The sequence below is a fragment of the Streptomyces sp. NPDC037100 genome, assembly GCF_055606225.1.
The window spans coordinates 38,508-50,604 of record NZ_JBVJSX010000019.1 but is presented as its reverse complement, the minus strand read 5'-3'; the positions used below and the strand labels follow the sequence as shown (position 1 = coordinate 50,604).

Here is a 12,097-nt window from a genome sequence, read left to right as displayed (position 1 = left end):
CGACATCGTGAGCGAGTCGACCGCCGTCCTACTCATCGGGATTACCGGCTCCGGCAAGACGCACCTTGCACAGGCCCTCTCCGCGAGGGGCGTTGTCCGTCTCAGCCTTGACGAGGAGGTTCACCGCCTCCACGGCCGGTACGGCGTCGACTACCCCGAGCACGAATATTTCGAGCGCGAGGCACCCGCGGTCGAGACCGTACGAGCGCAGCTTACGGAGCTGTTGCGCGCCGGCCGGTCCATCGTCCTCGACCACGGCCTCTGGCGTCGTTCCGATCGCGACGAGTGGAAGAAGACCGTCCGGGCCGCGGGAGGACGCCCACTGCTCGTCTATCTGCCAGCGTCCAAGGAGGCCCTCCTGCGGCGCCTCGCCGCACGCAATCGGCGTCGAGACGCCAATGCCTTGACCGTGACTCCCGAAGCCTTGGACGACTTCTTCGCTCGGTTCGAACCGCCTACCGACGATGAAGACGCAGTCACCTACAACGGTGACGCAGAGGTCATCCGCTCCATGGTGCGATGACGCCCTCGGCCGTCCCTCCGAGCAGGGGCGCCAGGTGCTCGGCCATCACGAGCAAGGTCCGGTCCGAATAGGCCGGTCCTACGAGCTGCACACCGATCGGGAGGCCGTCGGCGCCGTGCGCAATAGGCATGACCAGGCTGGGCAGACCGACGTGACTGGTGAGGTTGGCCCAGCCGGTCTGGTCGAAGAAGCTCCGTTCGACGCCGTCGACCGTGAGAGAACGGCTCCCGGCCGGGATCGCCGCGGTGGGAGCGGCGGGCGTAATGAGGACGTCGTACTGACCGTCGGCGAAGAACCAGTGCCACGTCTGCTGGAGCCGGAGGCGCTCCTCGTTGGCGCGGAGCCAGGCGCGGTGTGTCTGCGTGCGGTGGCGGAGGATGGCGGCCCGTGGGCTCGCGTCGTCCGTGTGCAGGTCACGGGCGGCGGCGAGTTCGGCCGCGCCGGCGGCATCGTCGGTGGCGGCCGTCGTGGTGGCGTGGAGGAGCTGCTCGAAGAGGCGGAGGGATTCGGCGAAGCCGACCGACCCCGCAGTGCGGTGGACACTGGCGCCGGCGGAGGCGAGTGTCCCTTCGAGGGAGGCGACAGCATCGGCGATGTTGCGGTCGACGGGACAGCTCGCGTCGTCGGCCCACACCGCCACGCGGAGCTGGCCGATCGGGCGCTGCGCCGTGGGCAGCGTGACGCTCCAGGGGTTGTTCTCGCCGGGTGACGGTGTCGTCAGTGCGGCGAGGAGCAGGTCGAGGTCGCGGGGGTGGCGGGCCAGGGGGCCGGGGCTGACCATGTCGCTGCTGGAGATCCATCCCGGCGGACGGGGGATGTGGCCGCGGGCTGGGACGAGTCCGTGGGTGGGGCGCAGGCCGTAGACGCCGCAGTAGTGGGCGGGGAGCCGCAGGGAGCCAGCGAGGTCGCTGCCGAGGTCGGCGGGGGTCAGGTGGGCGGCGACTGCTGCGGCGGGGCCTCCAGAGGAGCCGCCAGTGGTGTGCTTGGGGTCGTGTGGGTTGAGCGTGGGGCCGAACAGGGCGTTGTCGGTGTGCAGGTCCTGGCAGTACGCCGGGGTGTTGGTCTTGCCCATGATGACGGCACCTTGGTGGCGGAGCCGGGCGACCGCGTCAGCGTCGCGTGTGGGGACGTGGTCGGCGAGGTCTTCGGCGCCGCTGGTGGTGCGCAGGCCGGCCGTCTCGAAGCTGTCCTTGATCGTGAGGGGAAGGCCGTTGAGGACGCCGCTGCTCTCGCTGCGGGCGCGGCGCTCGTCGGCTGCGTGCGCGGCGGCGCGGGCCGCGCCGTCGTCGCGCGTGACGACGGCGTTGATCTGGCTGGCGTCTATCTGGGCGAGGTGCAGGTCGAGCAGTTCGCGGCTGGAGATCTCGCCGCGGTCCAGGGCCCGGAGCTGGACGTGGGCGGGCTGGTGGGTGAGGTCGTTCGTCATGCGGAGACTCGCTCAAGGTGGGGGGCTCGTGCGGGCTGGCGGGGCAGGTGGCGCGCGACGTCGAGGAGAGCGTCGATGTCGTCCATGGGCCTGGTGGTCTGGCGTTCGAAGTCGGCGAACTCGGTGAGCTGGTCGGGCTCCGGGCGGGCGCCGACCGCCCTGGCGGCGATTCCGGCGAGGATCTGGTCCGCCGTGACGGCCGCAGACAGATCCTTTCCGTGAAGCCCTCGGGCCCGGTGACGGGCTTCGCTGGCCTCGCGGACGGCGGCGCCGAGGTACTGGCGGATCACGAACCGGCCGTCCCGGATCTCGACGGCTCGGCGGTAGAGCCGGATCGAGATGCGGCGGAAGTGGCGCCGCTGGGCCGGGTCGACCCTGTCGATCGGCAGCTCGATCTCGGGTGCCTCGCTGTAGAAGGCCAGCCATAGGCGGCGCAGGCCGTAGTAGCTGCGGTACTGCTTGATCCGGTACCGGACGCTCTGGGCCTGGTCGCTGATGGTGGGCACGAGCCAGCCGATCAGCGTGAGCACGGCGCCGACATCGCCGCAGGTCCAGGCAAAGCCCTCCCATTCCGCGAGGGAGGTGTCGAAGGCGCCGGCGATCACGTTGCCGATGCGGACGGCGCTGTATCCGAGGGTGACGGTCGCGCCGAGGGCGACGATGCGCAGGCCGACGCGGACGGACCCGCGAGTGCTGCGGCGGGCCAGGCGCCAGCAGGCGCGGGCGAGGAAGACTTCGCCGATGGTGTAGGCCGTGACGTACAGGGTGAGGTACGCGGCGTACCAGTCGTCGTGCGCGTAGTAGAGCGTGAAGTCGATCGGGTGCGGCGCGTTGGGCGTCAGCAGGGCGAACAGCACCAGCAGCCCGGCGATCACCGCGAAGCCAGCCCAGAGCCAGCGGCGACTGAGCCGGGGGGCTACCTCGGGCGGCGATCCCCAGTAGGTGAGGACCACCTGTTGGCAGGCCAGGAGCGCGATCACGCAGCCCTGCGCGAGGGGCACGGAGATGTTGACGGTGCCGAGCACCCGGTCGAGGTAGTTCCACATCGGCGTGATGGAGAACAGGAACGAGAGCCCTGACAGCAGGAAGACAGCGGCCAGCGCGGCGGAGGCGGGGTCGCGGCGCCGGGTGGGCACGTCCCGCAGGAGGCAGAGGAAGCCGAGCGTCGCGACGACGAGGCTGATCGGGTGGAGCAGGTCCTTCACGGCCGGGCCTCCCGTCGGCGCAGCAGCGTGTGCGTCACCCGATCCTGCACTTCGTCCCCGGAGGACTCGTCGCTGCGCAACCACCGGTCGATGATCCGGCGCTGGAGCAGCGATGCTAGGAGTTCGGTGTCTCGCTCCTCGTCCTCGTCGTACTTGGTGCGCCCCAACATCATCTGCACGGTAGCCGGGTCAACGCTGGTGATGAAGGCCGGAGCCAGCGCGGAGACCGGTCGGTTCTCGTGGTGGCCGAGCAGTAGGTGGCTGAACTCGTGGGCGATGATGTGATCCTGGTGCAGGACACTGGTCCACGGGTCGTAGAAAACGTGGACGGCACTCTCTGTAACGGCACATGCCCCGCACACCGAGGGCGCCTGCTCCCGGGGCTCTAGGACCACCGTCCGTCCCGTGCGGCGAGAGACCTCGTCGCTGAGGTCGCGGATGTTGGTGACGTGCGGGAGCTTCAGCTCGGCCAAGAGGTCAGGCCGGCGCAGCCTACGTGCAGACCACATTGATTTCCTTGATCATTTACTGAACTGCGGCCGTTTACACGCCAGTTGAGGGCGGCAACCCCTCGGATTTTCGCACGCTCTCAACGATCCCCAGGACGGCATCCTTTCCGTCTGCGGAGACGTCGGATAGGCGAAGAAGAACGTTCTTGATCTTCGCGTCGCGAAGCAGCGCGAGCAACTCAAGTTCCTGCACGGTCTTTTCGGCGACGGCATCGTCGAACCAATAGGCGGGATCCACGCCGAAGAACCCTGCGAGCGCTTCGAGATGACGCTTCGTCGGGTTATCGCGCTGCCCGGTCCGCAAGAGCCACAGGTACTGCCCCGACAGCTTGCCCAGCCCTCGCTTCTCCATCAGTTCGGCCACTTCAGCGTTGCTGTAAGGGCCGCGATCGGGCGGGTGCACAGTGTCGAACAGGCGGTTTAGACGATCCATGAGCCCCTTGGGGCTCACCTGACCTTCGGCCACTCTTTCATGATCCTTTCCAGGACGGGTTCGTCGTAACTTCAGCCACCCTACCCCGCCATAAACACCAGTTTGACGCGCCGATCACACGTGTGGAAAGTTCTTCTTCACCAGCACGTTTCCGTGTGGCGCGTACCGCCTGTTTCAGGTCAACCTGTCCGTTTCTACCGGCTGGAGTACGCCGGGCGACGTGGCGCAAGCCACATTCGCCCAGCCACATACGTCACGTCTGGCAGGCCGTATTTGATCTTCGATCGGAAAGCGCGGAGGCGACCGTGGAAACTCCTCATCCACATCGCTTTTCCGCTGCCGGGAATACCAGACTCCCGCTCCAACTCGGGCACAATGGCAGGCCCTTGGCGTACGAGGCAACCGCGGCAACGGTGCACTTCGACGCGAGGACGGACCCCGCCAGGCCCTGTGCGGACGGCTGTGGCACACGACCGTTCGGCAACTCTCTGCAACCAGTACAGAGTTTAAGAACCAAGTCTGGATCTTGACACTGGTCCATGCGTATGTTCGTCGTCCCCGGGCAGCCCGCCTGCGGCGACGAACGTGAGGAGACCGCGAGCACGGACCGGACCGCGAAGGTCCGCAAACAGCGACGGCGCCCGGGAGCGGTAACTCACGGACGCCGAACGCTAAGCGGCATACCCGCCCCGGCAAGGGCGGAGATTGCCCACCATCACCACGCTGAGTCCTTCCGAGGGGCGCGTCAGCGTGGCAACACTGCAAAGGGGATTATCGCATGCCTCCTGCCCTGCGCAAAAGGCCCTTCCGCCTGGCCTGCGCGGCAGCCACCACCGCCTCGGCGCCTCAGCGCCCCGAGCCGGACCGCACGACCCTGGCCCCGGCGAGCAGCCGGACCCGCCCGCTCGTCTGGAGCGGCCGATGAGCAGCGAAGCCCGCGAGTGGGTGTGGGAGCACAGCTCCAGCCGAGGGGCCGCGCGCCTGGTCCTGCTGTCGATCGCCGACCGGGTGGCCGACGAGCAGTGCATCTCCTGGGCCTCGCTGTCCAGCCTGGCCAAGCGCACACGCGCCTCGGTCTCCACGGTGCGCGAAGCCGTCGAGCGCCTGCTCCTGTCCGGCGAGCTGGAACAGCTCCATGACCTCGTAGGCCCGCAGCGCAGCACGGTCTACCGCATGCCTCTCGCCGCCGAAGTGGTCGCCCAGGCCCAGCGCGAGCAGCAGGAGCAGGAAGACAGCGACACAGCAGCAGACGAGCCCGCGGGCCCCGCGAAGCTTCGGCTCTCGGCTCTGCGGCGGTACGGAATCCGCCCGCGTGAGGTGCCGGAATCCCCCGCGAGGGTCCGGAATCCGGCAGTACCGGAAACCGCCAGGTCGAGGCGGAAACCGGCACAGCGACGTACCGGCCACCGGCACAGCGATGTACCGGCTACCGGCACACAGAACCGTAGTGAACCTGATTTGAACCGGAGGTACAGCAGTAGTGGTGCTGCCGTCCTCCCGGCTGCCGAGTGGCAGGTCGACTCCGCCACCCACACCTGGGCTCGCCAGCAGGGACACCTCGATCGCCTCGGCGAGCAGGGCCTGCGGGCCGCCGACGCGAAGTGGCGTGCGCACCGGGCGGGCCATGCTCCGAGGGCGGCGGAAGCCTGGGCTGCCGACTGGCGCTCCTGGGTCGCCCGGGAGCACGCTCCCAGCCGACCGAACCTCTACGCCGTGCCCGGCAAGAACACCGCCGTACCGGGGGGCATGACGCGGACTGAGGCGCACACCGCCGCCCTGCTTGCCGCCCTCGGCGAGCCGACCGGAACGGAGGGCTGACCGTGGACCGCCGCGAAATCGCAGCCCTGCTGGCCTACATCGGCCGACTCGACCCCCGCACCATCCGCACCGACCAAGGCGAGGCCCGCGACCAGCTCGCCCAGTGGCACGAGCTGCTCGGCGACGTGCCGATGGCCACCCCGCACGGCTGGGACGTCCGCGTCGCCGCCCGCCAGCACATCCGCACCTCGCCGTACCAGATCCTGCCCGCGGACCTGGCCCGTCCCTGGGAGAGCTACCGGCGCGACCGCCTGGCGAGGCACTCCGACCCGACACCGTCCGTCGACCCGGACGACCAGGCCGCCTGGACCGCCGAGCTGGTCGGCACCCGCCGCGCCGTCGCCGCCGGTACCGCGCAGCCCGCGCAGGCCCGGGCGATCACCAGCGGTCGCGACGGAGTCGACCCGAAGCTGGAGGCGCGGTTGCGGGAGATCGGCTCCTGCATACCGCCCGCCGCCCGAGCAGCCCTCGCGCCCTACCGGCCCGCCCGCGCAGTCCGTGAGGCCGCTGTCGCGCAGGGGCTGCCCGATGCCCTGAGCGTGCGGTGCGAGTGGTGCCTGGCCCAGCCCGGCGAGCCGTGCCGCCGCCGGAGGATCGGCCCCGATGGCGGAGCCCGCGGAACCGCCCCGCGCGCCACTCCGCACCCCGGCCGTCTCGACCTCGCCGCCGCCGAGCAGGCACAGCGCACCGAGCAGGTCCAGCAGCCCGCCATGGCCTGATCCGGCGCCTCCGGCGCGTGCATTCCGTCCGCTGCACCGCCGCAACATCACCGTCCCGCACCGGCTGCGTCGCACGCCCTACGCCGCAGCTGGCACCCGACGCCGCACCCGCCGAGCACCGCCCTAGCCGGCCGGCGCGGCAGCACATCGGAGACTCGCCTTGCGCCACATCACCACCCACGACGCGCCGGCCACCGGCCTGCGCGGCATCGGAGACACCAGCTGGCACGTCCGCGGAGCGTGCCACGGCATGGACGTCGAGGACGCCGACGCCGTGTTCTTCCCCGGGCCCCGGGATCACGAGGAGATCGCGGAGGCGAAGGAGCTGTGTGGTTGGTGCCCCGTACGCCGCGAGTGCCTGGACTTCGCTCTGGAGAACGTCCTCAAGGAGGGCGTCTGGGGCGGGCTCACCGAAGCCGAGCGGCGCCCGCTGCACGACGGACTGCACCGGCGCCTGGACTACCGGCGCGTGACGGCCTTCTTCCAGGGACGCGACGTGCACCTGACCGAGGCCGAGCGGCAGGTTGTCATCGACCACGCCTACGTCCGGGGCTGGCGGCCCGACCGGCTTGCCGCCGCCCTGCAGATCAGCCACAAGCACGCCCGCGACCTGCTCCGGCAAGCGGCCAACAAGGTCCTCGACCGCGACCGCAATTACGGCGTGCCCCGCTCCAAGAAGAAGCGGAAGAAGACCTCCAAGGCCAAGGGCACCCCCGGGCCCGCAGCTCCCGGCACTCAGCAGCCGGCAGGCCGCCCGGCAACGTCGACCCCGGCGCACGCCCCTCTCGGAAAGGCAGCATGACCCACCCCGTCTTCGCCTTCGGTGCTACTTCGGACCTCCCTCTCCTCCTCGCCGCCGTCGTGCCCGCCGTCCTTGCGCTCGTGCTAACCGCCTGGACTATCCGGCGCCGGGGAACCCGCGCGCAGAAACGTCTCGGCGGCCCGGCGGTCAAGGTCGCCGCCGTCGCTGCCCTGGGCTGCACCGCCTACAGCGCCGACACCTCGTGGCGGTTCGCGGCCGACTACCTCGACATGGCCGGCACCGCCGAGCGCGCCGGCATGTTCGCCGCCGCCGAACTCGCACTGTTCGCCACCGCGCTGATGGCACGGCAGAACCTCGCCGTCCAGGGCGCCCCCGGCCTGCCGGGCACGCTGGTCTGGGTGATCACGACTGTGCAGGTGATCCCCGCCTACGCAGAGAGCGGCCCCATCGGCGGCACGGTCCGCGCCTTCGTCGGACCGGTCATGGCGGCGATGCTGTGGCACCTGGCCATGGGCATCGAACTGCGCCTGCGCACACCCGGCGCCGCCTCGAACGGACTGATCGCCGTCCTGGGCCGGGAGGCACGCGAGCGGCTGCTGTCCCGCCTGGGCATCGCCGCGCGAGACCGCGACGCTGCGCAGATCACCCGGGACCGAGCCACCGCCCGTGCGGTCACCCTCGCCGCCCGCCTCGCCGAGCGCACACCCGAGCAGCAGCGGAACCGTCGAGGCCGGCGGCTGACGCGATGCCTGTCGAAGGCGGTCGGCAGGGCCTCGGTCGGCACCGACCCCCTCCAGCGGGCACAGCTGCTCGACCAGCTCGCCGCCCGGCGACACGCGCTCGCGCTCGCCACGGTCCCGCTCCCTTCTCCCTGGTCCCCTGCGCACAGCAGCACATCGGCGGCCACGGTGCCCGCACAGCCGACATCGAATGTGCCGGTCCCCGTCCCCGGTCCCGACGGTTCCGACGAGCCGGTCCCGGACCGAGGACCGAGGACTCCTCGGGGACCTGTCCCCGAGGAGGCGGACCCGGAAGCCAAGGTCGGCGCGGGGACCGAGGGCGACGAAACTGAAACGACCGCGGGAACCAAGCCCCCGGAAGACGGCGCGGTCCCGGGGACCGAACCCGCCGATCCAGAAGCCGCAGCGCGGGACACAGCGGCCACGAGGACCGACCGCAACACGCGAGAAGTAGCAGCTCAGGACCCAGATTCTCATCGGGGACCGAGCCTCGCGAAGTCGGGGACCGAGAGGACCGAGGACCGAGGACCGACCGCCACCGAGTCCGGGACCGAGACCACCCAGGACCGAGGACACAAGGTCCCACTCCGCCGGAAGCCGGCCAGGAAGTCCGGGACGAAGAACAAGGACAAGCGTGCCCGGTCCCGCTCTCCGCAGACGGAGCGCCCGGCACGCGCGCTGGGCGAGTCCGAGCGCCAGCTTGTCCACGAAGTGCGCCCCCATGTTCCCGCCCTGCTCGAACGGGACGGCAACGGAGCGATCACCCGGGTGCAGCTGCGCGAAATCATCCGCCGCCAGGGCCTGACGGGTGTCGGTAACGACCGACTCGGCCTTGTTCTCCAGGAGCTGCGGAACGAGGACATCACGACGACGAGGAGCACCGCCCGATGAAGACCTGCCACCAGTTCAACACCGTCCGCGCGGAGTACGAGCGAGAGATCGGGTTCATGCTCGCTCACTCCGAGCGGCACGCGGGCAGGCCGGCGGCGAAGTCCAGCGCGAAGCAAGCTGCCTCGGCGAAACAGCGGATGGCGCGCGCGCTCAACAGTCACGTCGGGCGCTGCCCCGAGTGCGGCTGAACCGGCAAAACCCCAGTTCAAAGCCCGTACCCGCAAACGTGGCCCGGCTCCGTGCCGGGCCACCGCCCCGCTTAGGAGGTACGCCGTGATTCCGCGTCCCCCTCGTTCTTCCGAGCCCACCGTCGCCGAGGCCGATGCCTGGGCGGACGTCCTGGTCCGCCAGCAACTCCTACACGCCGTCGTCCTCACGCCGACCGGGCAGTGGCTCGTCCAGGACCGCCCCGACGGGCCGGTCCGCGTCCTTGCCAGCCCAGCCGGTGTCCTCGCGCTGGCCGCAACCATCCAGCAGCGCACCCGCTCTACGAGGCCCGAATCCCGATGACGAACGCACGCAAGAACGGCGCCACCCCGGAACCTGATCCCGACTCCAACTCGGTCTCCCGGCGAGCAAGTTGGGGCGGAAGCGTAGCTTCCGCCGAACCCGCCCCCTCGGGGGCGGGAGAGGACCTGCACCGGGGGGCGCAGGTCCTTGAGGCTTCGACCGGGGGCGGATCGAAGCCAGGGCAGGAGGAGAAGCAGACTGAACCGCGTGTACGCCGACAGCGCGCTCCTCGCGCCCGCCAGCGTCCGCGCCAGTCGCCCGAGAAGAAGCGCCTCCACCAGCCCAACACACGTTTCAATGATGATGAGTTCGCCGTGGTCAAGTCCGCCGCCGCCCAGTGCAATCTGTCCGTCGCCGGGTTCCTCGCCCGCTCCGCGCTCGCCGCCGCCCGCGACCTCAACCGCACCAGTGCCGAGATCGCCGACGAACGCGAAGTCATCACAGCCCTGTTCGACAGCCGACGTCGGCTCGGCTGGGCCGGCAGCAATCTCAACCAGGCAGTCAAGGCGCTCAACTCCGGTGCAGACGTTCCTCAGCTCGAAGCGGCCGTCGCCGCCGTACGGCGTGCCGCCGAAACCGCCCACGAAGCAGCCACACGGCTGATCGAGCACCACGGCTCATGATCCCCAGCGTCAACCCGTCCGGGTCGGACACCAGAGGTCTCCTCTACTACCTCTACGAGACCGGCAAGTACGAGGATCACACCGACCCCCATCTCGTCGCCTCCTTCGACGGCATGTCACCCAACCCCGGCCGCGACCCGAGCGCCACCCTCACAGACCTCCAGCAGCTCCTGGACCAGCCCGTGATGGCCCTCGCCAAGCACGCCCGCCCGGCCAAGCACGTGTGGCACACCTCCGTACGCGCCGACCCCGGCGACCGGATCCTGTCCGACGAGGAGTGGGCCGACATCGCCCGCCGCATCGTGGCCGCCACCGGCATCGACCCCGGCGACGGACAGCCCGGCTGCCGCTGGGCAGCCGTACGCCACGCCGATGACCACATCCACATCGTCGCCACCCTCGTCACCGAGGACGGCCACCGCCCCGACGACTTCCGCTCCGGCGCCCGCGCCCAGGCAGAAGCCCGGCTCATCGAGAAAGAACTCGGCCTCCACCAGGTCGCACCCGGCGACGGCACCGCAGCCCAACGGCCCACCAGCGCCGAACGCCACAAAGCCGAGCGGCAGGGTCGCGAGCGCACCGCCCGCGAGGAACTGCGCGAAACCGTACGACGGGCGGTGGCCGGCGCGAGGAGCGACGAGGAGTTCTTCGACCGGCTCGCCGCCGCCGGCCTCCTGATCCGCAAGCGCGCCGCTCCCTCTGGCGACCTCCTCGGATACAAGGTCGCCCTGCCCGATGACCTGAACAAGGACGGCGAGCCGGTGTTCTACCCCGGCGCGCGCCTGGCCCCCGACCTGTCGCTGCCCCGCATCCGCGAGCGCTGGGCCGGTGACGCGCAGGACGTTCCGGCTGCCCGGCGGGAGGGTGCGATCCGTACGGGGCCGGGCAGTCCGGCCGCCGCACGCCGCGGGACGGCCTCGGCCGTGTGGCAGGCCGTGCTCGTCGTCGAGCACGGCGAGGACGCGGTCGCCGCCGCCCACATCGCAGCGGCTGGCGAGGTCCTGGATGCCCTTGCCAAGACCTCCGCCGCCCACACTCGCCGCGAACTGCGCGACGCTGCAGCGGCTTTCGAACGGGCCTCGCGCTCTCACGTCCGCGCCGTGCGCGGGCACGATCGAGCCCTGCGGCAGGCCGCCCGCGACCTCGTCCAAGGCGGCCCGGCCCTCGGCCGCGGCGAGGACGGAGCCACCACGGCCATGGCCATCGACATGCTGTTCTTCCTCATCACCGCCGCCGCGCACTGGCACGCCAGGAAGGGGCACGCCCAGCAGGCCGAGGCCGCTACCCGGGCCGCCGCGCACCTGCGCACCGCTTACCAGGCCGCCGCCGCCCAGCCCCTAGGCGTGCTCTACCAGCGCGGCCGACGCCTGAGCCGACCGATGCTCCAGCGGCAGACCGTGCTGCTGCGCGAGGCGCTGCCGGAGCTGGCCGAGCAGATCCTCGCCGAACCCGGCTGGTACGCCCTGGCGGCGACCATCGCGGAAGCCGAAGCCGCCGGCCACGACACGGCCGTCCTTCTGTCCGACGTTGCCGGCCGCCGCGAACTCGGCACCGCGGACTCCGTCAGCGACGTGCTCGTGTGGCGGATGCGGCGGACCGCCGATCTGCCCGCCGACGCCTCCCACCTGTCCGAGATCAGCACCGCAGGGCGCCAGTCCGCAACGCGCGGGACGACCACCAGGCCCTCCGCGCCCGGCAGGCAGCGCAGCGGAGAGGACACAGCACGTAAGACCCTGTGAGCCCGCCGGGTACCTGCACTCGGACTCAGCGCATCACCGAGAAAAGGGGACGCGCCGCCGCTTCCCCCGCAATCCAGAGCATGGGCGTGCGCCACATCGAACCTCGGTGGCGACCAGGTCCGATGTGGGGGCTGTCGGCATCCGTGCACCCGCAGGACGGACGGGCGTGGCGCAGGTAGGGCGAGTCGAGCCAGTAGG

At 70.7% G+C, this 12,097-nt stretch carries 14 protein-coding genes; 10 read left to right on the top strand and 4 right to left on the bottom strand.

The genetic code is table 11. The features are described from left to right. Positions 1–7 precede the first annotated feature (7 nt). Complete coding sequence (locus ACZ7EG_RS37925) at positions 8–523, top strand: P-loop nucleotide/nucleoside kinase family protein (RefSeq protein ID WP_471089057.1); 516 nt, start codon at positions 8–10, stop codon at positions 521–523. On the opposite strand, the gene ACZ7EG_RS37920 is transcribed toward ACZ7EG_RS37925, so the two are convergent. From ACZ7EG_RS37920 to ACZ7EG_RS37905, 4 genes are all read right to left on the bottom strand, one after another. Next, positions 501–1,949, bottom strand: coding sequence for an amidase family protein (locus tag ACZ7EG_RS37920; RefSeq protein WP_471089055.1), 1,449 nt, complete (start codon positions 1,947–1,949; stop codon positions 501–503). The genes ACZ7EG_RS37925 and ACZ7EG_RS37920 overlap by 23 nt on opposite strands. Beyond that, a complete protein-coding gene (locus ACZ7EG_RS37915; RefSeq protein WP_471089053.1) occupies positions 1,946–3,154 on the bottom strand; it encodes an MAB_1171c family putative transporter in 1,209 nt (402 codons plus the stop codon). Before ACZ7EG_RS37915 ends, ACZ7EG_RS37920 begins: the two co-directional genes overlap by 4 nt. After that, the gene (locus ACZ7EG_RS37910) at positions 3,151–3,627 is read right to left on the bottom strand and encodes a hypothetical protein (protein WP_242435748.1); all 477 of its coding nucleotides are present in this window, start codon (positions 3,625–3,627) and stop codon (positions 3,151–3,153) included. Before ACZ7EG_RS37910 ends, ACZ7EG_RS37915 begins: the two co-directional genes overlap by 4 nt. 70 nt (positions 3,628–3,697) lie before the next feature. Continuing rightward, positions 3,698–4,129, bottom strand: a complete 432-nt coding sequence (locus tag ACZ7EG_RS37905; protein ID WP_381020494.1) for an XRE family transcriptional regulator — start codon at positions 4,127–4,129, stop codon at positions 3,698–3,700. Positions 4,130–4,874: 745 nt separating this feature from the next. Between ACZ7EG_RS37905 and ACZ7EG_RS37900 the strand changes: the two genes are divergently transcribed. The 9 genes from ACZ7EG_RS37900 (at position 4,875) to ACZ7EG_RS37860 (ending at position 11,899) form a co-directional block, all read left to right on the top strand. Further along, the gene (locus tag ACZ7EG_RS37900) at positions 4,875–5,021 is read left to right on the top strand and encodes a hypothetical protein (RefSeq protein ID WP_210964443.1); all 147 of its coding nucleotides are present in this window, start codon (positions 4,875–4,877) and stop codon (positions 5,019–5,021) included. After that, positions 5,018–5,914: a helix-turn-helix domain-containing protein gene (locus ACZ7EG_RS37895; RefSeq protein WP_471089050.1), complete on the top strand. Its 897-nt coding sequence runs from the start codon at positions 5,018–5,020 to the stop codon at positions 5,912–5,914. Before ACZ7EG_RS37900 ends, ACZ7EG_RS37895 begins: the two co-directional genes overlap by 4 nt. A gap of 2 nt (positions 5,915–5,916) precedes the next feature. After that, the gene (locus ACZ7EG_RS37890) at positions 5,917–6,633 is read left to right on the top strand and encodes a zinc finger domain-containing protein (protein WP_471089048.1); all 717 of its coding nucleotides are present in this window, start codon (positions 5,917–5,919) and stop codon (positions 6,631–6,633) included. A 160-nt stretch (positions 6,634–6,793) separates the two neighbouring features. Then, a complete protein-coding gene (locus ACZ7EG_RS37885) occupies positions 6,794–7,435 on the top strand; it encodes a WhiB family transcriptional regulator (RefSeq protein WP_388244552.1) in 642 nt (213 codons plus the stop codon). Next, positions 7,432–9,027, top strand: a complete 1,596-nt coding sequence (locus ACZ7EG_RS37880; RefSeq protein WP_471089045.1) for a hypothetical protein — start codon at positions 7,432–7,434, stop codon at positions 9,025–9,027. Before ACZ7EG_RS37885 ends, ACZ7EG_RS37880 begins: the two co-directional genes overlap by 4 nt. Beyond that, positions 9,024–9,215, top strand: a complete 192-nt coding sequence (locus ACZ7EG_RS37875; protein WP_030422103.1) for a hypothetical protein — start codon at positions 9,024–9,026, stop codon at positions 9,213–9,215. Before ACZ7EG_RS37880 ends, ACZ7EG_RS37875 begins: the two co-directional genes overlap by 4 nt. Before the next feature lie 85 nt (positions 9,216–9,300). Further along, positions 9,301–9,537 (top strand): hypothetical protein, encoded by a 237-nt coding sequence (locus tag ACZ7EG_RS37870; protein ID WP_471089043.1) that lies wholly within the window; start codon positions 9,301–9,303, stop codon positions 9,535–9,537. Between the two features lie 314 nt (positions 9,538–9,851). After that, complete coding sequence (locus tag ACZ7EG_RS37865) at positions 9,852–10,160, top strand: mobilization protein (protein ID WP_471089041.1); 309 nt, start codon at positions 9,852–9,854, stop codon at positions 10,158–10,160. Beyond that, positions 10,157–11,899, top strand: coding sequence for a relaxase/mobilization nuclease domain-containing protein (locus tag ACZ7EG_RS37860; RefSeq protein ID WP_471089039.1), 1,743 nt, complete (start codon positions 10,157–10,159; stop codon positions 11,897–11,899). The genes ACZ7EG_RS37865 and ACZ7EG_RS37860 overlap by 4 nt, the downstream gene beginning before the upstream one ends. Positions 11,900–12,097: the final 198 nt, after the last annotated feature.